Origin of the sequence: Shewanella oncorhynchi (genome assembly GCF_012584455.1) — a bacterium.
Lineage (GTDB): Bacteria > Pseudomonadota > Gammaproteobacteria > Enterobacterales > Shewanellaceae > Shewanella > Shewanella oncorhynchi.
The window spans coordinates 17,008-41,668 of the sequence record NZ_JABAEB010000012.1 but is presented as its reverse complement, the minus strand read 5'-3'; the positions used below and the strand labels follow the sequence as shown (position 1 = coordinate 41,668).

General features: G+C 47.1%; 26 protein-coding genes. 7 read left to right on the top strand and 19 right to left on the bottom strand.

Annotated features, from left to right (window positions below):
• The first annotated feature begins 87 nt into the window (after window positions 1–87).
• On the top strand, window positions 88–768 hold the full coding sequence (gene mtnC / locus HGO26_RS17735; RefSeq protein ID WP_105253037.1) for an acireductone synthase: 681 nt from the start codon (window positions 88–90) through the stop codon (window positions 766–768).
• A gap of 117 nt (window positions 769–885) precedes the next feature.
• On the opposite strand, the gene HGO26_RS17730 is transcribed toward mtnC, so the two are convergent.
• From HGO26_RS17730 to HGO26_RS17705, 6 genes are all read right to left on the bottom strand, one after another.
• Entirely contained in the window at window positions 886–1,977 is a 1,092-nt protein-coding gene (locus tag HGO26_RS17730; protein WP_168826871.1) for a hypothetical protein, read from the bottom strand.
• A gap of 270 nt (window positions 1,978–2,247) precedes the next feature.
• Window positions 2,248–2,634, bottom strand: coding sequence for a carboxymuconolactone decarboxylase family protein (locus HGO26_RS17725; protein WP_168826870.1), 387 nt, complete (start codon window positions 2,632–2,634; stop codon window positions 2,248–2,250).
• Window positions 2,635–2,839: 205 nt separating this feature from the next.
• On the bottom strand, window positions 2,840–3,196 hold the full coding sequence (locus HGO26_RS17720) for a MerR family transcriptional regulator (RefSeq protein WP_168826869.1): 357 nt from the start codon (window positions 3,194–3,196) through the stop codon (window positions 2,840–2,842).
• Window positions 3,197–3,199: 3 nt separating this feature from the next.
• The gene (locus tag HGO26_RS17715; protein WP_168826868.1) at window positions 3,200–3,595 is read right to left on the bottom strand and encodes a GFA family protein; all 396 of its coding nucleotides are present in this window, start codon (window positions 3,593–3,595) and stop codon (window positions 3,200–3,202) included.
• Between the two features lie 25 nt (window positions 3,596–3,620).
• Entirely contained in the window at window positions 3,621–4,199 is a 579-nt protein-coding gene (locus tag HGO26_RS17710) for an NAD(P)H-dependent oxidoreductase (protein WP_168826866.1), read from the bottom strand.
• Between the two features lie 67 nt (window positions 4,200–4,266).
• The gene (locus tag HGO26_RS17705) at window positions 4,267–4,626 is read right to left on the bottom strand and encodes a MerR family transcriptional regulator (RefSeq protein ID WP_105250930.1); all 360 of its coding nucleotides are present in this window, start codon (window positions 4,624–4,626) and stop codon (window positions 4,267–4,269) included.
• A 197-nt stretch (window positions 4,627–4,823) separates the two neighbouring features.
• Between HGO26_RS17705 and HGO26_RS17700 the strand changes: the two genes are divergently transcribed.
• Window positions 4,824–5,252: an acyl-CoA thioesterase gene (locus HGO26_RS17700; protein ID WP_105253036.1), complete on the top strand. Its 429-nt coding sequence runs from the start codon at window positions 4,824–4,826 to the stop codon at window positions 5,250–5,252.
• Window positions 5,253–5,313: 61 nt separating this feature from the next.
• On the top strand, window positions 5,314–5,580 hold the full coding sequence (locus HGO26_RS17695) for a GNAT family N-acetyltransferase (protein WP_168826864.1): 267 nt from the start codon (window positions 5,314–5,316) through the stop codon (window positions 5,578–5,580).
• Here the strand turns inward: HGO26_RS17695 and HGO26_RS17690 are convergent.
• The 7 genes from HGO26_RS17690 to HGO26_RS17660 all read right to left on the bottom strand — a co-directional run bounded on the left by HGO26_RS17690 (window position 5,577) and on the right by HGO26_RS17660 (window position 13,976).
• Window positions 5,577–6,125, bottom strand: coding sequence for an HPP family protein (locus HGO26_RS17690; protein ID WP_105250927.1), 549 nt, complete (start codon window positions 6,123–6,125; stop codon window positions 5,577–5,579). The genes HGO26_RS17695 and HGO26_RS17690 overlap by 4 nt on opposite strands.
• Before the next feature lie 123 nt (window positions 6,126–6,248).
• Entirely contained in the window at window positions 6,249–6,659 is a 411-nt protein-coding gene (locus HGO26_RS17685; protein ID WP_168826862.1) for an acyl-CoA thioesterase, read from the bottom strand.
• Window positions 6,660–6,785: 126 nt separating this feature from the next.
• Window positions 6,786–9,242 (bottom strand): toxin-antitoxin system YwqK family antitoxin, encoded by a 2,457-nt coding sequence (locus HGO26_RS17680; protein ID WP_168826860.1) that lies wholly within the window; start codon window positions 9,240–9,242, stop codon window positions 6,786–6,788.
• 142 nt (window positions 9,243–9,384) lie between these two features.
• A complete protein-coding gene (locus tag HGO26_RS17675) occupies window positions 9,385–11,193 on the bottom strand; it encodes an AMP-dependent synthetase/ligase (protein WP_168826858.1) in 1,809 nt (602 codons plus the stop codon).
• A gap of 192 nt (window positions 11,194–11,385) precedes the next feature.
• The gene (locus tag HGO26_RS17670) at window positions 11,386–12,702 is read right to left on the bottom strand and encodes a VIT1/CCC1 transporter family protein (RefSeq protein WP_168826856.1); all 1,317 of its coding nucleotides are present in this window, start codon (window positions 12,700–12,702) and stop codon (window positions 11,386–11,388) included.
• On the bottom strand, window positions 12,699–13,562 hold the full coding sequence (locus tag HGO26_RS17665; RefSeq protein WP_168826854.1) for an ABC transporter ATP-binding protein: 864 nt from the start codon (window positions 13,560–13,562) through the stop codon (window positions 12,699–12,701). The genes HGO26_RS17670 and HGO26_RS17665 overlap by 4 nt, the downstream gene beginning before the upstream one ends.
• A 42-nt stretch (window positions 13,563–13,604) precedes the next feature.
• Window positions 13,605–13,976: a GntR family transcriptional regulator gene (locus HGO26_RS17660; protein WP_168826852.1), complete on the bottom strand. Its 372-nt coding sequence runs from the start codon at window positions 13,974–13,976 to the stop codon at window positions 13,605–13,607.
• Between the two features lie 93 nt (window positions 13,977–14,069).
• Between HGO26_RS17660 and HGO26_RS17655 the strand changes: the two genes are divergently transcribed.
• From HGO26_RS17655 to HGO26_RS17640, 4 genes are all read left to right on the top strand, one after another.
• Window positions 14,070–15,710 (top strand): alpha/beta hydrolase, encoded by a 1,641-nt coding sequence (locus HGO26_RS17655; RefSeq protein ID WP_168826850.1) that lies wholly within the window; start codon window positions 14,070–14,072, stop codon window positions 15,708–15,710.
• A gap of 3 nt (window positions 15,711–15,713) precedes the next feature.
• Complete coding sequence (locus HGO26_RS17650) at window positions 15,714–16,448, top strand: ABC transporter ATP-binding protein (protein WP_168826848.1); 735 nt, start codon at window positions 15,714–15,716, stop codon at window positions 16,446–16,448.
• 82 nt (window positions 16,449–16,530) lie between these two features.
• Window positions 16,531–17,679, top strand: a complete 1,149-nt coding sequence (locus tag HGO26_RS17645; protein WP_168826845.1) for an ABC transporter permease — start codon at window positions 16,531–16,533, stop codon at window positions 17,677–17,679.
• 78 nt (window positions 17,680–17,757) lie between these two features.
• The gene (locus HGO26_RS17640; RefSeq protein ID WP_131524549.1) at window positions 17,758–18,006 is read left to right on the top strand and encodes a hypothetical protein; all 249 of its coding nucleotides are present in this window, start codon (window positions 17,758–17,760) and stop codon (window positions 18,004–18,006) included.
• A 72-nt stretch (window positions 18,007–18,078) separates the two neighbouring features.
• Here HGO26_RS17640 and mog read toward each other — a convergent pair whose 3' ends face one another.
• The 6 genes from mog to HGO26_RS17610 form a co-directional block, all read right to left on the bottom strand.
• The gene (gene mog / locus HGO26_RS17635; RefSeq protein WP_105250920.1) at window positions 18,079–18,612 is read right to left on the bottom strand and encodes a molybdopterin adenylyltransferase; all 534 of its coding nucleotides are present in this window, start codon (window positions 18,610–18,612) and stop codon (window positions 18,079–18,081) included.
• A gap of 318 nt (window positions 18,613–18,930) precedes the next feature.
• Window positions 18,931–19,395 (bottom strand): NlpC/P60 family protein, encoded by a 465-nt coding sequence (locus tag HGO26_RS17630; RefSeq protein ID WP_105250911.1) that lies wholly within the window; start codon window positions 19,393–19,395, stop codon window positions 18,931–18,933.
• A 136-nt stretch (window positions 19,396–19,531) separates the two neighbouring features.
• The gene (locus HGO26_RS17625; RefSeq protein ID WP_168826843.1) at window positions 19,532–20,269 is read right to left on the bottom strand and encodes a sulfite exporter TauE/SafE family protein; all 738 of its coding nucleotides are present in this window, start codon (window positions 20,267–20,269) and stop codon (window positions 19,532–19,534) included.
• Between the two features lie 234 nt (window positions 20,270–20,503).
• Complete coding sequence (locus HGO26_RS17620) at window positions 20,504–21,748, bottom strand: L-lactate MFS transporter (protein WP_168826841.1); 1,245 nt, start codon at window positions 21,746–21,748, stop codon at window positions 20,504–20,506.
• Window positions 21,749–21,855: 107 nt separating this feature from the next.
• Window positions 21,856–22,587 (bottom strand): LytR/AlgR family response regulator transcription factor, encoded by a 732-nt coding sequence (locus HGO26_RS17615; protein WP_105250908.1) that lies wholly within the window; start codon window positions 22,585–22,587, stop codon window positions 21,856–21,858.
• A complete protein-coding gene (locus tag HGO26_RS17610; protein WP_168826839.1) occupies window positions 22,581–24,254 on the bottom strand; it encodes a LytS/YhcK type 5TM receptor domain-containing protein in 1,674 nt (557 codons plus the stop codon). Before HGO26_RS17610 ends, HGO26_RS17615 begins: the two co-directional genes overlap by 7 nt.
• Between the last annotated feature and the right edge of the window lie 407 nt (window positions 24,255–24,661).

The window sequence follows — 24,661 nt, the reverse complement described above, 5'->3', positions numbered from 1 at the left end:
GGTGAAATAGACTAGCCAATTTCACCAATAACGCTTAGGATCGGAGTTGCATTTTTTAGCCAACATATTGTGGAGTATCAAAACATTATGGGTATCAGAGCCATAGTCGTAGACACAGCAGGCACCACGACAGACCTAAACTTTATCCAAGATGTACTATTCCCCTATTCTGTCAAAGCCTTGCCAGACTTTTTAGAACAGAACCAACACAATGTATTGGTTGAAAACTGTATTTGTGACACTAAAGATATCGCCCTAGAGCCCGAGGCTGACTTAGCGCGTGTAACTGAAATACTGCAACAGTGGGTCAACGAAGACCGTAAAGCTACGCCACTTAAAACCTTACAAGGGTTAATTTGGAAGCAAGGCTATGCACACGGTGAATTTAAGGGCCATATCTTCCCGGACTTTATTGAAGCAGTGAAACGTTTTAGCGCACAAAATCTACGTATTTACAGTTTTTCATCCGGCTCTGTCGACGCGCAAAAACTGTTGTTCGGCCACAGTGACGGCGGCGATTTAACTGAAATGTTTAACGGCCATTTCGACACCCGTACGGGCAACAAATTAGATAAGCAGGCTTACTGCAATATACTCAACACTATCAGCTTAAGCCCCAAACAAGTGCTGTTTGTGTCTGATGTTATTGAAGAATTAAAGGCTGCTGACGCTGCGGGTATGATGACCTGCCAAATGGTTCGCGACAGCAAGCAACGAACTGGCGAGTTCCGCAAAATCAGCAGCTTCGATGAGCTGCTGATTGAATAATGCGATTATTGAATAACGTGATGGTTGTTGAATAACACGATAGTCGACTCAGTCAGCTTAAGCTGATTTAGCCGATAAAACGAAAGCGACCTTGTGGTCGCTTTTTTATTAATTGACTCAATTACCCTTCACCGCCAGCGGAAACGCGGCCGAGATACATTTTTCCACCTCAAAACGATAACCATAATCCGCATTCTTATCGGGTGTGATCAACAAAATCTCGTAATCATTTAATTCAATCACATTCGACTCGGCAGGCTTTTTACAACGCGAGCGGCCATTGGCTTCAAGTGAAAATGCGAACGTAGCTAGCCATTGCCGCACTAAGTACTGATATTGAGTTCGCACTGAGGCGTAGGCCTTTTTGCGATCTTCCTCTTCCAGCTCGCTGTCATCATTACTATTCTCAGCCTTGCTCGATTTATCGCTTTCAGAGTCAAGAGCAGTCTGAGTTAGCTCTACAATCGGTACCGTCAGCACATCGGTCGCATCCGGCAACCGTCCCGATTTAGGCTCGCGAGGCGCATGCTTAGCGGCTTCTTGGGGAGAGGTAATAAAGTTGCCAAACGAGGTTTCAATGCGAGTCTCTAAATCAATTAACAGGCTCAAGTGATACAAAACCACAGTCGCTAGCACGATACGGATCAAAAAAGTCGTTTTACGGAATGAAGTATGCGAGGTAAGCCGTAACGATTTGACACCTAAAGGTTTAAGCAAAAAGATCAATATTAAATAGATAGGAATAATCAACTGTAATGCCAGCAGCACGATCGCGCTTACCATCAAAAACCAAGCGGGCATATAGAGTAAAATCGCTAAGTTATGGGTGTAATTGAGATCGCTTGCTGAGACCCCAACCACTTCGTTGACTATCGCGCCAGACCAGCCCAAAGCAAAGTTGGCAATCATCGCATAAAACAGCAACAACACAGCTTTGCCCGCCAAACTGTGCCAAACCCGCTCGAACACAGGCCAAAACTCGATGGCCATAGCGATTACGGCAATCACAGCGACCAACCCCATTAACTCGCTACTAAAAGCCAATATCAAAGCAATAAGATACAGCTTTTGCGCAAAGGATAACTTAGCAACCCCTAGGATAAGACAGCGCCAGAACTTGCCCAAACCTAAACGGATGTCACTCAGTGATGGTAAACTGAGCTTTCGCAAGTATTGGCGAGCCGTCACAATGTAACCGATTAAATTCATTATTATTTTACATTCCATTGAAATAGTAAGACGGGCAACATTTGCCACGGTAATGTGCAAAGCACAGTGATGGTAACTGTGCCACTCAATCTCGGTACATTGGTCACTTTGGCTATTCTCTAGCCAAAGTCGAATGTTCTGTTTAGAGTCGAATGAAAGCTCTGCAACACCCCATCGCCCGTTTAAATCCAACTAAAATGAACTTGAGAGAGGAAATCAAAGCGGCCTTATGGTCACTTTTGCAAATCGATAAACCTGACTCAGGACTAACTAAACGACGCTTAACTCCCGCTCAGAAAATACGGTTTTAGCGACAAACATGCCATTAAGTGCAGCAGGAAAGCCAGCATAAACCGACATTTGCAATATCACCTCAACAATTTCCTGCGGCGTACAACCCACATTCAATGCGCCATTAATATGTACGTTTAACTGTGGCTGGCAATGCCCTAGCACCGTGAGTGCAGCAACTGTCACTAGCTCCCGCGTCTTAAGATCGAGCCCTTCACGCTGATAAATATCCCCAAAAGGATATTCAATAATGTACTTGCCTAAGTCAGGGCAAATATCGGCAAGACTGCGGATGACTTTCTCCCCCGCCTCACCGTCAATTTCAGTCAGTTTAGCGAGGCCCTGCACATATCTTTGATTACTCATTTTTAGCTCCTGTTGGATTAAATCACAGCAAGCAGCCTAAACCTTAGAGTTAACTCTAAGTCAATGGTTCATTGATGGATGACACAGGCAATGCGGATCAGTAAAACTAACCCTCTGTTTAACTCGCCGACTAGAGGCGAAAGCAAATAGAAAAGTAAATAATATTAGCTTTTTAGCATTTAACCACAAATGTTAGCGACTGAGCTTAGCCACTAAAATGAGTTTGGTAATAGTGAATTTTTTGCTTAAGGGCAGCCAAATGCTCCTGCTCTTGGCGAATACGCTCAGCCAATTGTGTTGCATGTTGCTCGAGTAACTGCTGTCGCTGGCCAGCGGTTGCATCGCCTTGGACACGCAGCTCGGCATAGGTCAATATCTGCTTTAACGGCATGCCCGTTTCTTTTAAGCGATTGATAAACCCAATCCATTCCGCTTCTTTCGCCGCATAATCACGATGCCCGCTGCCATTTCGCACGACAGACTGCAGTAGGCCAATTTTCTCGTAATACCTGAGCGTATGCGCCGACAGCCCAGTGAGCGCAGCAAACTGACCTATGTTCATAATCTAACGATCCGCAGGATGGTTAACGCCATCATTCGTGGGCACATTTTCGAGATCGAATGGGTTAACCCCTTCGAGGCAACCAATGTTGTAACCATACTCATGGGGATTGGAACGTCGCTGGTGATGGGTGTAAATACCGCAGATAGAGCAGAAGTAGTGTTTGGCAGTTTTGGTATTGAATTCATAGAGTTTCAGCGCATCCTCACCCTTGAGGATCTTAATCCCCGCCAGCGGCACAGAGCCAACCATTGCGCCCTTACGGCGACAGATAGAGCAATCGCAACGGCGTGGATTTTCGATGCCATTAGGCAATGACAACTCCAATACCACGGCACCACAATGGCAGGACGCTCTGTATTTTGGCTGAATAAGAGTATTGCCCACTTGTTTAATCACACCCCACTCCTTGTTTCGCTAGATTCTATAAACCTAAATTCCCCAGCCGCTGCACCAACGCTCGCCATTGTTGCAATTGCGGCTCCTTAGCACTCATCACTGGCCCCAACATATTGGACTTAGCCCGCTTAAAACCACTAAAAACTAAGGTGGCGGTATCAAGCTGTTTCAGCGCGGGAGCGCCTTGAAACCACTTGTAATACCAAGGCGGCGTGTCCATGGTCATGATAATTCGCGAGGTTTTATGGCGCAGCAACTTAGCGGGTATCAATTTACCTTTCTCATATTGAAATGCAAACCCAGATAAAAATGTCCTATCGATTAAGCCTTTAAACTTAGCAGGAATACCGCCCCACCAAATCGGTGTGATAATCACCACATGCTCCGCCCACTGGATATTCGCTTGAAACGCTAGCAAATCGGCTTCGAGTGGCTGAGGTTGACGATAACCATAGGTCAGATTCGGGTCAAAATTCAGCTCAGCTAGTTTGACGATTCTAACTGAGTGTTTATCTGCCGCCGCTTGGACATAGGTTTCAGCCAGATGCTCACAAAAACTCTGCGCCTTAGGATTACCACAGATCACTAAAATCTTTTTTGCCACGATGAAACGCCATAACAGTCAATGTGGCAAATAGCATAAACTCTGCCCCTAAGGGGAGAGTCAAGACCTAAGGTAACAGCTGCGACTCACAGGAGGTGAGCCCATCAATACAGGCATCTAACTGAGTGACTTTATGTTCTAACTCACTTATCTGGCGTAAAAAATCTGCTTTTATACCCAACAAAAAAGCCTGCACTGTGGCTAACTGAGCATGCTTATCGCCTTGTTCGAGTAAATCTTTTAGTTGGACAAGCTTAATACCGAGGGCTTTGGCCTCTTTGATCAGCAACAACAGCCTAATATCCGCCGCACTATAAATACGATAACGCCCCTGACGTGCGGGAGTGTCGATAAGCCCCCACTCCTCATACAAGCGAATCGCTTTTATCGACAGCCCTGTTTGCTTTGCCGCTTGTCCAATATACATAGCTCAACCTAACTCGTTAAAGACATTACTCATATCTGCATTGTTTGCCATTATCAGCCACAGTATCAGCTTAGGCCAAGACTTGTCGCAGCAATCTTATGCTGCTAGTCTGGCCGCTTAAACGAGCGTTTTAACTTAGGATTTTTATCATGGGATTTAAACAAGAACAGCTGCAAAAAGATGTTCAAGAACAGGCAATGGAAAAGTTTCTCGCACAGCACCCTATCGTTACCCAAATCCCCGTTGCTTGGGGCGAAATGGATGCCTTGCAGCATGTTAATAATGTGGTGTATTTCCGCTATTTTGAAACGGCACGTATCGACTTTTTCAATCGCCTCTTCCCGCTAGATACCCTGTATAAATCCGGCATTGGCCCCGTAATCAGCGAAAATCAGGCTCGCTATAAACGCCCAGTGACTTTCCCCGATACTTTATTGGTAAGTGTCAGCATTAGCGATATTCACAGCGATAGATTTACCATGCATTATCAGGCTTTTAGTAAACAGCAGCAGGCAGTAACCACCTTAGGCACTTCAGTCGCGGTGATGTTTAACTTTAAAACGGGCAAAAAAGCTGAGTTACCGGCAGAACTGCTGGCGATTCTCAAACAGCACGAAGTCGCTTAAGCTATTCAAATCGATAACGAATTGCCAGCACACTTTAGGCCATACCTTGAGGGAAGCATGTATGTCAGATAACGAAAATATCGAGATAGCCATTGAACATCAACAGGATAAACAGCGTTTTATTATCCCTGTCGACGGCTATGAAGCCGTGTTGGAATACCAGTTATCTGGCGAGAATATCGATTTTAGCCGCACCTTTGTCCCCAACGAGCTGCGCGGTAAAGGCCTTGCCGAACGCTTAGTTCGCCACGGCTTAAAGTGGGCCAAAGGCCAAGACTTTACTATCAAAGCCAGCTGCTGGTATGTACAGAAGTTTTTGAAAAACTAAATCCAATAAACAGGGTAATGGCGCTTGGGATCGGTGGAGAGGTTATTGACCACCAGCGCGACCAGTAAGAGTAATACTGAGCCGAGGAACACTGGCATTAACGCGTAAAGAAAGCCGAGTTGATGCACGTTTTCACCGCCAATCACGGCAATCAATGCCGTTGCTCCGCCCGGAGGATGAAGAGTGCGAGTCAGGTACATGAATGCGATAGACAGGGATACCGCTAAGGCGCTCGCCAGCACCACATAATCGCCACACACTTGGTACACTGCGACCCCAATTAAGGCCGATAACACACTGCCACCAATCAAGTTACGCGGCTGAGAAAACTCCGCCAGCGGTGCACCGTACACTAGCACAGCCGACGCGCCGAACGAGCCAATGACAAACATAGTGTCGACGAGGTTTTCACTCATATAATTTGCGAGACTCGCGACCAAGTAAATGCCACAGAAAGCCCCAATCCATGACCACACAATCTTTTTAAGTGGCTGTCTTGGTGGACAAATGTCCTTCGAACGCATGCGGGTAAAATAGAATCTCATGGTTAATCCGAACCGATAAAAATTAAGTGATACAGATAAGTGATCTGCATCACAGTTAGCGGGTCGACAAATTAACCCTTCAGCAGCGCAATTGCAATTACGCTGACCGAAAGAGTAAGTAGACTAAGCGCTTTCACCATTCAGATTAGCGAGCATTTCACGGATATCTTCTGGAATCGGGCGGCTTTTTTCACTGCTGTAATCGTAATGTACGAGTGTAGTTTTTACTTCGGCGGTCTTGTTGCCCGCTTGCCAACAGGTTTGGGTCAGCTCGAAGCTGCTATTACCGATACGGCTGACATAGGTTTTTACTGTGACACTCTTGCCATAGTAAGTCGGCGCGATAAATGCCACGGTAAACCCCGCGACGATTAAGTTCCACTGATGCAAATCTAACTCGGGATTAAAAATCTCAAAGATTGGCGTGCGCGCCGCTTCACACCATACGGGGATCACAGTGTTGTTGATATGGCCGAGGCCGTCGGTTTCAGTAAATCTGGGATTGATTTCGAGACTGTATTCTGTGGCTGACATGCAAACTTCCTTTTTATTATTTTATGAATGGAAGAGCGTGGTGATTATCGCAATGAAACCAAACCACCAAACTCATCCATTATCCTAAGCCAAACAGGTTCTAGCCACTAGCCCAAACCTAGCATTTTAAAACTGACAACTCGCCGTTTCTGGGGTTTGCTTGCCGTTAGCATCGTACTTTTTAAGGCATCCAGCCTTACCCATATCATACATTTTCTCGTATTCTAACTTGCCATTTTTATAAGACTTATACACCCCATGAGTTTTTGGGTTCTCTAAGTGATAAATCTTACGGCCCTTAGTGATATGTGAGTAATCGGCAAAACCCGGCTCTTCGGAATAGATGACACCGTTAATGTAGCGCTTGTGGATCACATGCTGTTCATCGATACGCAGCATTTCATTCGCTATCTTGCCATTCATGTCGTAACACACTTTATCCACGGCATAATTGCTATCGAGGTCTTCAATACAACTCACGGCACCATTATCAAAGTACTCGCGCTGTATGCCGCAGCGCGCAATGGCGTTATCCCAGAAATAAGGTTCACCGTTCCAGGTTTCGCCTTCTTGCTGGCAGTAGTTCCACAGGCTTCTTAATTGGCCATTAGGATAGAAACTGTAATGGGGGCCAGAGACACGGTTATTCACTTGGTGACCATATCGGGAGAGTGAGTAACCACCATCAGTGGAATAACTGATACTTGGGCCGTATTCCTTACCCGCTTTGTACGTTTTTAAATTTAATAAACGGCCATTGGAATCAAACTGATATTCTTTATCTACAGCGCCATTGGTGTAATAAGCCAATTTATACAAGGAGCCGCTGCTATGATATTCGCGCTGCTCACCGTGTTTTATCGATGAAATTTCTTCATTTTTACCATTAATCACCCCTTCACAATCATCTGAGTAGGGATTCTCACGCATAATACATTCATCGTGCGAAGGCTTAAGCGTCACCGCTTCATTGAATTTATAACTCGTTAGTTCAGTCAGCTCACCGTTCTGGGGATTAAAGCGCATTTGCTGACCATCCAACTCTCCTTGGCGGTAGTTAGCGATATCCACCACGACATTCGGACTTGAATACCAAATACTCTGACCATTAAGGCGACCCTGCTCATAATGACGGGTATTAAACATCAGATTATTTTTGTCGAATGATTTAGACTCTCCTTGACGTAAGCCATTGACATAGTTCACTTCGGTACGAGTCCCATCTTCGGCTTTAAATGCCCAAAGGCCAGTGCGTTTTCCTGCAAGATAGGCGCCTTCACCTACTTGATCACGGAAATGTCCGCTCGTCACTTTATCGACCCAAGCGCCTTGCTTCACACCCTTTTGATATTGGCCTTTGCTGCCATCAGCCTCAAGCCACTCGCCATCTTTTACGCCATTAAGATAAATACCTTTTGCCACTAATCGCTTATCGCCTTCTGCACTGGAGTCATAATCGGGCTCATAGACTTCGTAGGGGCCGTCGAGCACATCCTGATTGTAATGGGCAAAACCAAAGTTATCTGCCTCATCGAACATCGACTGTGCAATCCATTTACCTTGCTTTTTACCGTCAAGATATTCGCCTTCCCAATAAATGGCTTGGTTCTCTGTCTCCATCCACTTACCGACTTTTTTGCCCTGTTTGTAGTTACCAGAGTAAACCACGCTACCATTGCGACCATCGTAGGCTGCATACGGGCCATCGAGCACACCTTGGGCATAATGACTTTCACTGGCAAGCCCTGCCCAAGTGCTCCCCATGCCCATACTCATAAAATCATAGGATGGGCCTGTTTTAGGGATCACGGCACCACCACTTTTAAGCCAATCAAAGTCATCGGCCTCAAAGGCCACGCTCACCAATACAAAACTGCCGTCTTCTTCGCTATAACCACTGCGATCAAAGGTGGTCACTAAGCTATATTGGCGCTCAATCCCTTGGGCATCTTTATCTTTACGAGTCAGTGGATAACGTAATTTATATTCGACGGCGGTCTTCACATCGACGGGTGAACCTTCGGAATTACGATAACCCACTAAGGTCGGCTTGAGCTTAGTAGAACCATCGACAACCGCTTTAATAGCGGGATCTTCAATCGCGTCAACATCATAGGTCATACGGTATTGTTGCGGCGGAATTTGGCTTAGTACTTTACGAACGCTACCCACGGTAAACGAGGTTAAGGTTGGTGCCACTTCATCGAGCACAACCTGTAGACGGGGGAGTTTTGTAAGATCATCTCCTTCAAAACCATAGCCCCGTAAATGCTGACCATCGGCATCTTTCAGCATGACAACCACTTCTTTGGTGCCACCTTTATCAAAATCGAGGTAAAAAACCGCAACCACTTCAGCAGAACCATAATCATCAAGACGCACGCCGGGCGCATCGCCATAGAGCATTTCGCCCCACACTTTATGATCTTTTTGATAGAAATTGAGCCATTGCCCGTTAGGCAAGTCCACTGGGCCATGGACGATTTTGTCGTAATCCTCAGCGTCAGCTGCAGGAATGACAGTTAAAGAAGATAACAACACCGCACTCACTGCAGTGAATAAACTACGAATCGAAAGTTCCATTTAACTACACCTTTTATACCGACGCCTCGCGCCTCATGCGCACCAGTAAACGGGGCGAATTTTAAGCGAAGAAAAGCACTTCAGGAAGTAGTAGATAAAAAAAAGGCCGCTCCTGCGGCCTTTAGCAACAACAACTTAACAATTAGTTGTTGTACATAGCATTTATTTCATGGGCGTATTTATGGTAAATCATCTTGCGGCGCAGCTTGAGCGTTGGGGTGATTAAACCCGCTTCCATCGAAAACGCTTCAGGCAACAGAGTGAACTTTTTAATCTGTTCAAAACCGGCCAACTCATGCTGTAACTGCTTTAAGCGCTGTTCAAAATGTTCAACCACATGACTATGGCGCAGCAATTCTAAAGGTGACTCATACTTCAGCCCTTTGTCCTTCGCCCACGCTTCCAGTGACTCAAACGCTGGCACAATCAAGGCGGTCACATAATTACGCGCATCGGCAATAATCGCCACTTGCTCGATAAAAGGACAACAGCCCACGGCGCCTTCAACCCTTTGCGGCGCGATATATTTACCGTTGGAGGTCTTCATCAATTCTTTAATACGATCGGTAATAAATAAATTGCCGTTCGCATCGAAACGCCCTGCATCACCGGTTTTTAACCAACCATCTTCAAACGCAGCGGCGGTATCTTCAGGACGATTGTAATAGCCGCGCATCACAGTCGCGCCGCGGACTAAAATCTCATCGTCCTTACCTAGCTTAATTTCGGTTTCCAGCAAAGGTTGTCCATTGGAACCCGGCACTCGATTACCTAAGGTATTGCAGGTCACAGTCGCGTTAGTTTCTGTCATACCGTACCCACAAAGTACTGGAATATTAATCGCATGGAAGAAACTACCGACATTCACATCTAAGGCTGCGCCACCGCAAGGCATAAACTTCAAACGGCCACCAAGCACGGCTTGCAGCTTGCTATATACCAGCTTGTGCGCCAAACGCCATTGCAGCGACAACCACAATCCGCCCTTAGCACGACCTTGGCCAACTTCGAACTGATGTTGGCCGACGCGCATCGCCCAAGCAAACAACTTCTTACGACCGTCGGCTGATTTGGCGACTTTATCTTGTACGGCGCTATACACTTTTTCGAGGAAACGCGGCACCACACACAAGGTATGTGGACGCACGGCGCTAATCGCCTCTTTCACTCTTTGGGTATTTTGCAGATAGACGTTATGGCCGCCACGGCACAAGACGTAGAAACTCCAACTGCGCTCAAATACATGGCTCAATGGCAAAAATGCCAAAGACACATCGCCAGAATGGAAGGCCAGTTTTTGATCGTGCTGGCGTATGGTAGACGCCATATTACGGTAATCCAGCATCACGCCCTTAGGATCGCCCGTCGTGCCGGAGGTATAAATTAAGGTCAGTAAATCATCGAGATTTGCAGCTTGTAAACGCTGATTAAGCTCGGCTTCTTGCTCAATGTTTAACTGAGTGTCACCCGCCAGTAGGGTATCTAGATGCCAATGCTGATTGGCATTATCGGCAGCGAGTGTCACGCTGGCATCGAATACAATCACATGCTCTAGGCTTGGGCATAAGGCTTGCAACTCACACGCCATGGCGTATTGCTTAGCATCGTCAACAAAAATCACTTTAGCGGTGGCGTCGTTTACGATAAAGCTCGCCTGTTCGACGGTACTGGTGGGATAAATTGGCACTACAACGGCACGAGTTTTGAGAGTGCCGACATCGGCACAAGTCCACTGCGGGCAGTTTTGCGCCAGAATAACGCAACGGTCTTGCACTTGTACGCCAAGTTCGATCAACACTTGTGCAATTTTACTGCTGATTTGGTCGAAGGCTTGCCAACTCACCTGATACCAAGGAGCGGCCATTTCAAAACCTTCCAGCGCTACTGCGTCTTTTAAAGACTCGCTTTGCTGCTGTAGTAGTCGAATAACATGATATTGATCGAGAGACATAAGAGACTCACCTTTTTAGCTTACAAGTGTACCGCTTTTGCAGCATTCTACCTGAAGGCCAAATAAAAACTAAGAGTTTTTGCTCTAATGTTGTGCAAATGTCGCCCAAATCACGCTGTAAATAGGCTTTAGCGGCGTACCACTCTTAGTTTCACTTACTTGTCAGGGCGAACAAAATTTAATCTCAGAACGTCAACATGACCTCATAACATCGCCCTTCCAGAGGGTTCTCTTGCCCCAAATCAGCACCGCTTGCCCCAGCAGTATTAAGAGTAGATCCCATAGCAACCAATTAGTTAAATTGCCGCCATCACGTAAAGAGGTAAGGCTGATAGACACCCACAGGGAATGCCCCGCGACGACCATCATAGTGAGCGTGATATGCAAAACTCGGCGACACATACAGCCAAAACCTAACGTCAAGGCGCAGGCCCAGTAAGTGCTGAGCACCAGATGACCCACTAACTGCATATTCAGATCACCATTGAGCCAGCCCAACAGCAGACTACACGCCAGCATAATGCCGACGACCACATTCAGGAGTCTTTGCTGTCCAAGGCAAAATGCCGCTATGAATCCTTTTCGACCATCAAACCCTGGCATCAACAATAAGGTTTCTGTCGAGCGCGAGCGTTGCACTCGGCTCCAATGCACCAGCGAACAACTAATCACACTGAACTGCGCCAAAAACAATAATACAGGGATATTCAAATGAAATTGATGCGACAACAGCCCAAGCACTAAGCAGACTACGGGCAATAGCAGCAGTAAAATCGTCAACATAGGGCCAATAAAAAAATTGGTGGGATGCAAATAACGCTCGAAGCGACTCAAGATACGCATGGATTGCAGATTCGGCAGCCAAAACCACCCCATTTCGAGACCATTGAGATATACCGTCCTCGCCTCAGCGCGCCAAGGTAAAATACGGCATGCACGCGCAATCAGCATACCTAAAATCAGCAGGGCAATAGCACTTAGCCAAAGGGGAATGTGCTCTACAATCAATGGGATAAATGGCATTAAGACAAAAAGTAAAAACGAAGCATAAAACCACTGAGTACTGAGTAAACAAAGCCAAATAAAAGTTAAACTCATCACCAAAGCCAGCACTAAGCTCGCTAGGCTAGCCGTCAAACCTAAAGCTAAACAGAACAAGACTCCTATGCCAAAAACGCTAGCTAAAACAGTGACACTTTGAATGTAGATATGGCGACGATAATGGGGAATTAACTGTGCGCATTCATTCGCCATCAGACGTATGAGTTGCCATGCAACCGCCGCCGAGCTTGAGATAATCCCCATAGAAAATAACAGTTCAGCACTATCATTTTTACCATAAACTGCGGCGATACAAGCTAAGATCACCCCCAGTATAGCCATACCTAAAAAGCTCACACTGCCGATATCAAAACACCAAAAGCGCAGCATGCCCTTGAAAGGATTCATTCGTGGACTCGTTCTTTCGCCCTTCGCGACTTGTATCTGCTTATGGTGCGCCACACTCATCTGTGTAGCTCCATAAACAGTTGCTCCAAGTTTAAAGCTTCATTCTTTAACACACCTGATATTGACGCGCTGTGCTCACCTAAATCCACCAGCACCGAATCGCCAACACGGCTCAGCACTGTAATGGACTCAGGCAACACAGTTTCGGGCACGAGAGTGAGTAAGCGCACTTCTTCACGCAGGGCATCGATTTCCTTAAACAGCACTAACTCACCCTGTTTAATCAATGCCACATGGCTGGCAACTCGCTCTAGATCTGAGGTGATATGGGATGAAAACAGCACGGCAGAGCCAGATTCAAGGGCGAGATCGAACAAATCGACCATAAATTTGCGCCGGACTATAGGGTCGAGGCTGGCAACGGGTTCATCGAGGATTAACAACTCAGGGCGATAGGCCATCGCCATAATCAAGGCTAGCGACTGCCTTTGCCCAACCGATAAACGCTGCACCTGTTGGGTCACATCTAACTCGAAACGTACCAACCAATCTTGCTCTAATTGCATGTCCCAATTGGGATAAAAGCTGCGGTGTAAATCGAGGGCGCGTTCAATGGTAAAACCTTCATAACCAAAAGGTTGCTGCGGTACATAACCTAAACGCTCCTTTGCCTTTGAGGTTAAATTTTCGGGCGTTTCGCCTAAAGTAACAATACTGCCAGAATCCGGTGTGAGCACACCCAAGGCGCAGCGCATTAGGGTCGATTTACCCGCCCCATTTTGCCCCAATAACCCCACCACCATACCCGCCGACAAAGTTAACGATAAATCCTTAAGCGCCCACTTTTCACCCACGCCTTTACCGCGAAAGGCTTTATTCACTCGGTTAAATTCAAGTATTGGCGTGCGCTTTTGGTCCATCGAATTTCATCCTTTTTATGCTATTTATCGGTACATTACTTTCTAATCTTGCCAGCGCTCATTTAGCAATTGCAGCAACTCGGGCAAGCTGACACCTAACTGCTTTGCCTGCGACAACAGGGCATCGAGCTGGGGTTCGAGCAGGCTAATACCCGATGCCATAGTCTCAGTTCGCAACGCAACTTTTGTCGCTTGGCCACGGCGGCGTTCGAGCCAACCTTGGTCAACCAGCTGTTGAATGGCGCGGGAAACGGTCATGGGATTCACCGCTAAATGCTCAGCAATCTGGCGCACTGAGGGTAATACGTCTTCCACTTGCAGTTGACCGCCCACAATTAAACGCACGACTTGTTCGTGTAATTGTTTGTAAATGGGTTCACCACTGCTGGGGTTGACATTTAAAAGTTCTAACATTAGCCTTTACACACTGTATTAATACATTGATACACCGATACACTGGTATTTAAATTAACACACTCGTCCTGAAATGCAAAAAGGAAAGCGCGCATGATAGATAGCATGACACACAGGAAGTTAAGCAACACAGTTCAACGCCTTGTGCCAACTCAGCCACGCCATAGTGCGACTAGTGCCACATGGCACACGCGTACTTTGAGAATGAGCGCCCTCATACTGGCAATGGCAAGTACAGCGACGTGGGCGAGTGATGTGAAAAGCCAAGAGACACAAGCGACGGCTGATATAGCTAGGAACATGGCGAATGACACCGACACTTGTTATGTGGAAGGCGTTTCCGATCGCCTAAACTGCGGTTTTGTGACTGTGCCAGAAAACCCTAACAAACCCGATGGCAAACAGATCCAAGTGCATTACGTTGTTTTGCCTGCGGTGAAAAATGCCAACCATGAAGAAGCCTTGCTGGCGATTGCAGGCGGCCCAGGACAATCGGCCATAGAGAACGCGGCAGGTTTCGATGCCATGCTGAGCAAAGTCCGCCAACAGCGGGATATTTTACTGATCGATCAAAGGGGCACAGGCCGTTCGAATGTGCTGGCCTGCGATGAAGGTGCTCAATCTCCACTGCCCTTCGATGACGATAATGTCGATACCTTAGCCGAAACGCAAAAATGCTTAGCCAAAATTGATGCCGACGTGACTCAATATGGCAGCCTCAATGCGATTAAAGACTTCGAAGCCGTACGTGCGCACTTAAGCTATAAAAAACTGCATATTTACGGCATCTCCTACGGCACTCGCATGGCGCAACTTTACATGCGTTTATATCCAGAGCACTTAGCCACAGTGACCTTAGACGGCATAGTGCCCATGCAGCAAAGCGTATTAGAAATCGGCTCTGCGATTGATCGTGGCTTCGACTTATTGTTTAAGGATTGCCAAGCAACCGCCGCCTGTAACAGTCAATTCCCCCAGTTAAAGGCAGACTTTGAGCGAGTCGACGCTAAGCTCGCCACAGGCCCTGTGATGGAAAACGTTTACGATCCCGTCACGGGCGAAAAAACCATGTTAACCATGACGCGCGGTAAATTCTCTGGCTCGATCCGCATGGCGCTGTATCAAGCCAATGTGCGCGCCCTCTTGCCCCATGCGATTCATCAAGCATCGAAAAACAACTTCCAACCCATACTCGGCCTCTATGCCCTCACTATCGACAATGCTGACATGGCGATGGGCATGCACGCCTCTGTGGTCTGTGGCGAAGATATGCACCGCATTACCCCAACCATGCGCGAGCAGGCCAAAAAATCCTTTATGGGCAGAACCATGCTCGATGGCTTAGAGGCGACTTGTTCAATATGGAAAGTGCCTGCGGTCGATAACAACTTTAGCGAGCCCATTAACAGCAACATTCCAACCTTGTTGTTATCCGGCGAAATCGACCCCGCGACACCACCGAGTTGGGGCGAGTTAGCGATGGAAAAACTCACCAATGCCAAGCACTTTGTCGCTCCTTATGCGACCCACGGTGTGGCCTATCAATCCTGCGCCAATAACCTGATTGCCGATCTCGTCCGCTCGGGCTCAGTCAACAATCTCGACGGCGAGTGTTTAAACAAAGATGTTCGCCGCAGTTTTTATTTAAATGCCAGCTCGGTGGAACCACTTAATGCGACCAGCACAAAAACCACGACAACAGATGATCACGCCAGCACTGGAGCTAAGGAATAAGCCATGATTAAAGTATCCCATCTTTCCAAGCGCATCGGTGACGTGCAGGCGCTGAATGACTTAAGTTTTGTTGCACAAAACGGCCAAATCACAGGACTACTCGGCCCGAACGGGGCAGGTAAAACGACCTGTTTACGCACTATTTTTGGCCTGCTGAAACCCGATAACGGCAAGGCTGAAATCGAAGGCATAGATGTCGCCATCGACCCTATTGGCGCTAAGCAGCAACTCGGGCTATTCCCCGACCCTTTTGGTCTGTATGAACGCTTAACACCAAGGGAATACATTCGCTATTTTGCCGAGCTAAGCGGCTTATCATCCAAGGACGCCAAGGAAGCCACCAGCCAAGTGATTGCAAAATTGCACCTCGAAGACATTAGCGATCGCCGCTGCAAAGGCTTTTCCCAAGGACAAAGAATGAAAACCGCCCTCGCACAGGCAATCGTCCACAGCCCGAGCAATATTATCCTCGACGAGCCGACACGTGGGCTGGATGTGATGAGCACTCGCCTATTGCGCGACATTCTTATCGACCTTAAAAATCAAGGACATTGCGTGCTGTTCTCGAGCCACGTGATGCAGGAAGTCGCCGCGCTGTGTGACCAAGTGATCGTCATGGCCCAAGGCAGAGTCGTCGCCATTGGTAGCCCAACAGAGCTTTGCATTCAAACAGGCAAAGACTCGCTCGAAGAAGCCTTTATTCAACTTATCGGCACGGATGAAGGGATAGCGGCATGATGACTCAAACTAACAAGAATGCAGGCAGCATCAATGATGTACAAGCTCAGATAGATAAGATCATGGATAAGGGAATAACAGCATGAATAAAATAATCGCTATGGTTCGTAAAGAACTCATCGATGCCGCCCGCGATAAGCGCTCTGTGATGGCGGGTCTGTACTACGCCATAGGCACACCGTTGATCATGTGCGGCCTATTTATGGTGTTAATTGGCCAATTAACCAGCCCCGATGATTTGAAAATCACCATTAAAAATCCCGATAAAGCACCGGATTTAGTAAGATTTTTATCAAATAAGGGCATCACTCAAGGCGCAGCCGATGGCTCTGACGCCAAAGACCTTAAAGCCATAGAGCTGATCATCAACACCGACTATGCCGCGCAAATGAACCAAGGCAAAAGCGCTGAGATCACTATCGTGGCCGATAACTCTGAGGAGAAACTGCAGAACTCGATTCGTAGACTCGAAAAACAACTGCAGGCCTATAGCGCAGAAATGGGCAGTTTACGTTTAATTGCCCGCGGTATCGACCCGCGAGTGGTGCAACCGCTCAAGGTGAATGTGCAAGACAAAGCCACCACAGACTCTAAGGGTGGGATGATCTTAGGTATCGCCATTTTCACTATGATCTACTCGGTATTTATCTCGGGGATGAACCTAGCTATCGATACCAGTGCCGGTGAGCGCGAACGCAACTCCTTGGCCCTGCTATTGAGCCATCCGCTGACCACTCGCCAATTAGTACTGTCAAAAATTATTGCGGTGAGCTTGTTCGCTCTGCTCGGTTTAGTGCTGATCTTGCTGGTGTCTAAAATCGCCTACGCCTTCGTGCCATGGCAGGAATTAGGCTTTAGCGTCAACATCACCACGGAATTTATGGCACTGATGTTAGTGGTCGGCATCCCCGTCGCGTTAATGGCCGCTTGTCTGCAACTGTTTGTGTCTTTTATGGCGAAAACCTTTAAGGAGGCTCAGTCCTATCTGACTATGGTGCTATTTGTGCCCTTAGCCCTGTCGATGGCCGCCAGTTACAACATAGCGCCAGATATGCTGCAGTGGTTGCCCGTCTCGGGTCAGCAACAGGCATTAATGGACTTTATCAAAGGTAAAGACTTGCCCATGTTGCAGTTACTGGTTTCGACCTTAGGCACACTCGCCATTGCGATATTGCTCGCCTTTGGCATGGAAAGGTCGCTCAAGAGTGAAAAAGTGATCTTCGGTTTATAGGGCGCTTCGATTGATAAACTTGGGACGATAACCAAGTCGTTCCCAAGTTGAAAACCTCAGTAGCTACGGGAGTTTGTTATGGAAAACGAATTTGTCTTAATGGTGATTATGGTCACCTTCATTATTGGCCTCAGCGCCACTGAAATGTTTAAACACTATCTAAAGGCGCGCCAACTTGGAGTGGGCACCGCAGACAATAGGCACCTTGAGGACAAAGTGACTCAACTCAGCCTACAAAACCAAACACTAATTGAGCGAGTACAAGTGCTTGAAAAAATAGTGACAGAGCCAGAGTACGAACTAAAGCAGCAGATTAATCAGTTATGAACCCTAAGCTCCTCAAACAACAAAACCACTGGATTTTCAGTGGCTTTGTTTTTTACAGGCTTGATAGCAAGATTACTTAGCCTTAGGCCTGAATGCTTTGATAACCGACTCATTGCACTCTAAATACGGGCCTTCCATCAAATCGATACAGTAAGGGATAGCGGGGAACACGGCATCTAAACATTCGCGAATCGATTTTGGTTTGCCGGGCAAATTCACAATCAATGAATCGCCACGTAACCCTGCGGTTTGACGAGACAAAATGGCGGTAGGCACAAATTTTAATGACTCGGCGCGCATCAACTCACCGAAGCCTGGCATCATGCGATCGCAGACGGCTTCTGTCGCTTCTGGGGTGACATCGCGTTTCGCTGGGCCAGTGCCGCCCGTAGTGACAATCAAACAGCAATCCTGCTCGTCGGCCATCTTGATCAACGTCGCTTCAATCACATCCTGCTCATCGGGGATCACTTGATAAATCGGCTCCCACTCGCTGGTGAGATAGTCGTTGAGCGTGTCGATAATCGCCTTGCCTGAGATATCTTCATAAATTCCCGCGCTGGCGCGATCACTGACCGTCACAATACCGATTTTTGCTTTGCTCATAGGAAATCCCCAATGATGTTGAAATGAAACATGCCGAAGTGAAAATTGTCGACATCAAGCATGGAAGAAGCCGCGACAGCTTCGACCTTAAGCCGCAGCTAAAATAGCATAAATGCCTAACCAATGGAGCGACTAAAACGTGATGAGGTTCTCGCAACACCGTTTAAACACTCGGAATTTAAAAATTGTTCATTGATGACAAACGCCTTCCCCAAAGCAAAGCAGCATTGGGCCGATAAAAACATGCCATAAAGGGAGATTAGCTCAGGCACTCACACTGCAAGTTGAGCCATTCAAAAGATAAAAACGATCAAAGGGCTAAATCCGCCGTGCATTCCAATACTTAGACGCCCAATAACTGTTATGCAGGCTCGAAATCTTTACCCCTTGGCTAGTGGAAACATGTAGAAAATTATCGCCTCCTACATAAATGCCGACATGGTGTGTGCTCCAGCCCGTCTTGAAAAATACCAAGTCACCCTTGCGCAGTTGATTTCTCGGCACGGGTTTACCTAAGGCTTGTTGCTCTTCGACTGTGCGCGGTAAGGTCATACCCAACATCTTCTGATAGGCGACAGACACAAAGGCCGAGCAATCTATGCCCCGCTTAGTGCCACCACCAAGGCGATAAGGTACTCCACGCCATTCAGAATGCAGTTCGGAGATATTGCTATCATTCCAAACTGTGGCGGGTTCAACTTGCTTTACCACAGGCTTAGGTTCTGGCGCGCTAGCACAAGCGCCAAGGCCTAAGGCTAAGATAACTATCAGTAATCGTTTCATAGCTTCAAACTCATTGCAGGCAGATTTCACAGTAACGTAATTTTGAGTTTTTATCAGGTAAATTCAGGGCGGCTGGGGATCAAAACGCCCCAACACCCGCGCACTCTAGCAGACTAATATAACCTAAAGCTTAAAACTATAACGCCGTCCACAATAAACGCACACCCACCAGCACCATTAAAATCAAGATGATGCGTTTAAATAACCTATCGTCAATTTTATCTTGAATGAACAAACCTAACTTTACCCCTAACCATGCAAGCGGCACCAATAACAGAGAAACGATAATATTCTCTTGGTTAATCTGCCCAAGCAAACTGTAAGGAACAAGTTTAACCAGATTAACCACCGCAAAAAACACCACGGCAGTGGCTAAAAACTCCGTCTTAGCTAAACGCAATGGCAACAAATAAGCGTTGAGTGGCGGCCCGCCCGCATGGGCAACAAAGCTCGTAAATCCGGCGGTTAGACCACACAAGCGCCCAACCAAAGGTGAAGGTGATGATTGAGTTTTATCCCCAAGGATCAAACCATACAAACCAAAACCGAGGGACACACAGCCTAGAATCGCCCGTAAGTAATCTTCGTTTAATCGATCGAACAACCAATAGGCTATGACTATGCCCACAATCGCCGCGGGTAAGAGGATCCATAAATGACGCGGATTATGTTGCCCCCACCAGGAACGAACACTTAAAAAATCCATATAAATCAGCAGTGGTAACATGACTGCCGCAGCTGTAGCAGGGCTAATGGCCAGCGCCAATAGCGGGACAGTTAACCCGCCCACGCCACCCGCAAAACCGGATTTAGAAATCCCAGTAATCAATACTGCGGGTATCGCCACCAACCAAAAAAGAGGGTCCGTTAACATCAACACATCCTGAATAACGCTTTATGGCTATCAAGTTACCTGTTGTTGGTGTGATAAAAAAGAGGCTGCACTTAGCTAACATCAAAAGTGCAATCACATAGATAAGTCAGTGAGCCTTAAATGAATAACAACCTCGCACATAAAACACGGGATAAAAAGTAAAAAATCCGCAGCCATTTGACTGCGGATTTTTTATGTTAGCTTTTGGCTAAAGAAGAAAAGCTTAGCTTACGCCTATGCCGATTCAGCCGTCATATTCACTAAGCGAGGCGTACTCTTAGTCGCTCTCTTAGCTGACGCAGGAATTTTGGGCTCTGGCATACGAATGGTTAATGACATGACTAACGCCACCACCAGTAGCACTAAAATCACGTTAAAGGTTGCAATAAATCCACCAAATAACGAGGCGACAATCGAACCGATAATGCTGCCGATACCGAAACCTAAGTAGATAACCCCATAGTTTTTAGTCAGGTTATTCAGGCCGAAGAAGTCGCTCACCAGTGATGGATAGACAGTAATAGTGCCACCAAAACTAAAGGCAACGCAGGCGACCGCAACGAAGAACAGGTTAGCATTCAAAGGAATGAACAACAGTAACACCATACCGACTAAGGTGATGATCTGCGCCAGCGAAATAACCCGAATGCGGGGGATTTTGTCCGACAGTATACCCAGCACTAAACGACCACTGAGGTTCGCCATAGCAATCACAGCAACAGCATTGGCGGCGACCAGTACAGGCAAGTCGACCATCTTCTCGCCGATATCTTTAGCCACACCAATCACATACAAACCACTCATACAGGCCGACAGGAACATCAGCGCCAGCATCCAGTATTGCGGCTTACGCATGGCTTCAGCGAGGGTGAAGTCGCGACTTTCGGCTTGCTGACTTGCGGCTGATTGTGCAGGCGCATCTTTCATCAACATACCGCCACACAAGACCAACGCCATGGCGATAAGGCCCCACAGTTGGAAGGTGGTTTCAAGGCCAGTGTTTTCGAGTAACAGCACGTTAATGTATTTAAATCCGAGGCTACCTAGACCATAAGCGCCAATCGCTAACGCCGAAATCAGCCCTTTGCGTTCGGGGAACCACTTCACGCAGTTAGACAAGGTCATCAAGTAGCCAGTGCCATCGGCAAAGCCCACTAAAATCCCTGCGCACAGGTAAAGCATCATCAAGTTACTGGCTTGGGCAGTGAGTAAGAAGCCAACGCCGAGTAACAGGCCTGCGCCTAAGGTGACATTACGTACGCCAAAGCGTTCCTGTAATTTGCCCGCCATGGAAGATGCCACGGCCAAAGACAAACTCAGCAAACCAAACACAAACGCCACTTGGCTGACGGGTTCGTCGAGCTTAACGGCCAACTGCGCATTGAACAGGCTCCAAGTGTAAACTGAGCCGAGTGCAAACTGGGTGATAATAGTACCAACTAAGGTCAGGTACCGAGTACGATTCATCTCTTTAGTCATGATGCATCTCGCTTTAGGGGATCAGGAATTGAGTCCACTATAAGAGAGATGCGATTCGCGCCGATCAATTAAGGCATGAAATACAGATCTGCAGGAATGAATGACAATTACAGCCTCATCAGCTGTCGAAAAGCCTTAATATTACTACGGCTAACGGGCACCTCGAACGACAAATCATGCAACCTAATCAGGTAAGTACTGTTGAACCAAGGCACGATTTCGCGGATCTTGTTGATATTGACGCAATAGGAACGGTGACAGCGGAAAAAACCTTCAGCAGGCAAACGACTCACAAACTCACTGATAGTCATCTGCATCACATAACGGTCGGTGCGGGTGTACACATAAGTGAGTTTTTCATCGGCCTCGGCATAATAAATTTGCTCGCAGGGCGTGACGATAATCCGCTCACCTTTGACTAAATTCACGGTTCGACTGGTATTACTCGCGGCCTCATGTTGTGGCTTTGGTGCTTGTCGTCCCACCTGTTCAATCTTCTGCAATAAGCTGATGATCCGCGGTTCATTGTAGGGCTTGAGAATATAATCGAAGGCTTCGAGCTCAAATGCTTCTACTGCAAATTCTTTATAGGCAGTAACAAACACCACATGGGGAGGATGGGTCGATTTATGCAGATTCTTCGCCAACAAGAGGCCATCAATGGACGGTATTTGGATATCCAAAAACACCACATCGACCTCGTGATCCTGCAAATATTTAAAGGCCTCTAAGCCATCCTCGAAGCTAGCCACTATGTCTATCTCACTGTGGCTCTTCACTAAATACTCTAGCTCCTCACGGGCAAGATATTCATCTTCAACTATGATGGCTTTTAACATACTTGCGCCTCATTTTCCGGTAAGTAAAAACTGACTTCAGTCCCCGGCTCGAGCCGTTTAAGCTGCAAACCTTCGCCGTACAATAACTTCACTCTCTGGTGCACATTCATCAGCCCGATACTGCTGCTTTCTACACGGCCAGCAGCGACGCCATCAATCACCTCTTGGCGGATCCCATAGCCAGTATCGCGCACGGCGACGCGAATGCCTGCATCAAGTTTTTTCACTTCTATCGTCACTCTGCCCGGTGCACTACGCGGCTGAATGCCGTGCAAAATCGCGTTTTCCACCAGCGGCTGTAACAAGAGGCAAGGTACACAAAAATGCACATCGTCGACATCGAAGATCACTTCAAGCTTGTCGCCAAAGCGCGCCTGCTCAATCGCCACATAATCACGGACTTGTTTCACTTCTTCTTGGATATCAATCAGCTCATCACCTTTAGCCAAGTTATAGCGCAGATAATCGGCCAGATTAGCAATCAACTGTCGCGCCTGCTGTGGCCGAATACGGATCAAAGAAGAAATCGCATTGAGGGCATTAAATAAAAAATGTGGATTAATCTTGCTCTGCAACGCCGTAAACTCCGCCTTGCGGGTCATCTCTTGCAGTTGCTCGATACGCGACACTTCCATCTGGGTCGAAATCAGCTGCGACAAACCCACAGCCATCTCCCGCAACGAGCTAGTGATACGATAGGTATTGCGATAGTAAATCTTCAGCGTGCCACTCACAGTGCCGTTTTCGCGCAGCGGGATTATGATGACCGAATGAAAATCAGATAAATGATATTGGCGTAAGTCATTGTTAATAATGTTTTGATCTTGCTCTATCGCCCTTTGAGTCATTTCGCTAATCGCTTGATGACCATCGACCTCGTAGTAATCTTTGCCAACGCCCATATAAGCTAATACATCGCGAGTATCGGTAATCGCCACGGCATCGGCATGGATTTCATTGCGGATCACAGCGCAAACTTGCTCTAAGGCATTGCGGTCAATCTTGCGGAAAAAGGGTAAGGTTTTATTGGCAATATCCAGCGCGAGCTTTGCCTGCTTAGCGGCAATCAACTCTTTCTCATCGTCGAGATCCTGCACTAACTTGATAATCAGTCCGATACACACAGTGCCCGCAATCATGGGATAGGCAATATGACTCACAATCTCAACGCCCACCTCGTGTGGATCTGTCAGCAACCAAATCAACAACATGGTCAGCGTTTCGCACAACATGCCCGCCGCAATGCCATAAATCCACAACTTAGATTTGGGACATTTGTAATAAATCCACGTCGCCATAAGGCCGGCAATAATGCTAGCGATTAAACACGGAATAGAGGTATCACCATCCATATCAATCAGATATCTATGTAGCCCCGACAGCACGCCCGCAGGAATACCAACCCAAGGGCCAAATAGAATCCCGCCAGAAATAATTGCGATAATCCGCACGTTGACCAACGCGCCTTCAACCTCAATGCCGGTATAAGTACTAAACACTGCAAATAAGCAAAATATCGCCGCCACAGAAACCAACTCTGCGGGGGTATGATTACGCTTTTGGAATAAACGCTGAAACGGTCGAGTGCGAGTTAAAAAGAACAAGGTCATCAGCATCAAGGCCGCCCGTTCAAATACCGCCAGTAACATCATTTGATTTTCGAGCACGCTTTCTCCTTGATCTATTACGCTGAATCACAGCCCAACGTTATATTTACCAATGATATATTTATGAGTGTTAAGCCTGTACGCTGAATGGATTAGGGTGAAGACAGGCTTTGCCGCCAACACAAGCTCCCATAAAAGATAGACTCGATTTTGCAGGTCCAACGTAAGACATGGATGATAAAAATCACCGAGCCCCAAACTTGTCAAACACTCGTATTTAGGCTCGAGTAAAACATCAAACGCTAATGCCCACATAAATACAGGCTTGCTAAAGTAAAGGACAGATAAAAGTCCCATTCACGCGGGCTCAGTCACACATTCGTACTTGAATTAGGCTATCAAAGTGTATCGAAGGAGAATTTGAAGAACCTAAAACACGTTAAGTTAACCACTAAAAAGTGCAGTTG

Excerpts from the sequence above, each read along its gene's own strand:
- mtnC (WP_105253037.1), top strand. The coding sequence starts at position 88 with ATGGGTATCAGAGCCATAGTCGTAGACACAGCAGGCACCACGACAGAC.
- HGO26_RS17730 (WP_168826871.1), bottom strand. The coding sequence starts at position 1,977 with ATGAATTTAATCGGTTACATTGTGACGGCTCGCCAATACTTGCGAAAG.
- HGO26_RS17725 (WP_168826870.1), bottom strand. The coding sequence starts at position 2,634 with ATGAGTAATCAAAGATATGTGCAGGGCCTCGCTAAACTGACTGAAATT.
- HGO26_RS17720 (WP_168826869.1), bottom strand. The coding sequence starts at position 3,196 with ATGAACATAGGTCAGTTTGCTGCGCTCACTGGGCTGTCGGCGCATACG.
- HGO26_RS17705 (WP_105250930.1), bottom strand. The coding sequence starts at position 4,626 with ATGTATATTGGACAAGCGGCAAAGCAAACAGGGCTGTCGATAAAAGCG.
- HGO26_RS17700 (WP_105253036.1), top strand. The coding sequence starts at position 4,824 with ATGGAAAAGTTTCTCGCACAGCACCCTATCGTTACCCAAATCCCCGTT.
- HGO26_RS17695 (WP_168826864.1), top strand. The coding sequence starts at position 5,314 with ATGTCAGATAACGAAAATATCGAGATAGCCATTGAACATCAACAGGAT.
- HGO26_RS17690 (WP_105250927.1), bottom strand. The coding sequence starts at position 6,125 with ATGAGATTCTATTTTACCCGCATGCGTTCGAAGGACATTTGTCCACCA.
- HGO26_RS17685 (WP_168826862.1), bottom strand. The coding sequence starts at position 6,659 with ATGTCAGCCACAGAATACAGTCTCGAAATCAATCCCAGATTTACTGAA.
- HGO26_RS17680 (WP_168826860.1), bottom strand. The coding sequence starts at position 9,242 with ATGGAACTTTCGATTCGTAGTTTATTCACTGCAGTGAGTGCGGTGTTG.
- HGO26_RS17675 (WP_168826858.1), bottom strand. The coding sequence starts at position 11,193 with ATGTCTCTCGATCAATATCATGTTATTCGACTACTACAGCAGCAAAGC.
- HGO26_RS17670 (WP_168826856.1), bottom strand. The coding sequence starts at position 12,702 with ATGAGTGTGGCGCACCATAAGCAGATACAAGTCGCGAAGGGCGAAAGA.
- HGO26_RS17665 (WP_168826854.1), bottom strand. The coding sequence starts at position 13,562 with ATGGACCAAAAGCGCACGCCAATACTTGAATTTAACCGAGTGAATAAA.
- HGO26_RS17660 (WP_168826852.1), bottom strand. The coding sequence starts at position 13,976 with ATGTTAGAACTTTTAAATGTCAACCCCAGCAGTGGTGAACCCATTTAC.
- HGO26_RS17655 (WP_168826850.1), top strand. The coding sequence starts at position 14,070 with ATGATAGATAGCATGACACACAGGAAGTTAAGCAACACAGTTCAACGC.
- HGO26_RS17650 (WP_168826848.1), top strand. The coding sequence starts at position 15,714 with ATGATTAAAGTATCCCATCTTTCCAAGCGCATCGGTGACGTGCAGGCG.
- HGO26_RS17645 (WP_168826845.1), top strand. The coding sequence starts at position 16,531 with ATGAATAAAATAATCGCTATGGTTCGTAAAGAACTCATCGATGCCGCC.
- HGO26_RS17640 (WP_131524549.1), top strand. The coding sequence starts at position 17,758 with ATGGAAAACGAATTTGTCTTAATGGTGATTATGGTCACCTTCATTATT.
- mog (WP_105250920.1), bottom strand. The coding sequence starts at position 18,612 with ATGAGCAAAGCAAAAATCGGTATTGTGACGGTCAGTGATCGCGCCAGC.
- HGO26_RS17630 (WP_105250911.1), bottom strand. The coding sequence starts at position 19,395 with ATGAAACGATTACTGATAGTTATCTTAGCCTTAGGCCTTGGCGCTTGT.
- HGO26_RS17625 (WP_168826843.1), bottom strand. The coding sequence starts at position 20,269 with ATGTTAACGGACCCTCTTTTTTGGTTGGTGGCGATACCCGCAGTATTG.
- HGO26_RS17620 (WP_168826841.1), bottom strand. The coding sequence starts at position 21,748 with ATGACTAAAGAGATGAATCGTACTCGGTACCTGACCTTAGTTGGTACT.
- HGO26_RS17615 (WP_105250908.1), bottom strand. The coding sequence starts at position 22,587 with ATGTTAAAAGCCATCATAGTTGAAGATGAATATCTTGCCCGTGAGGAG.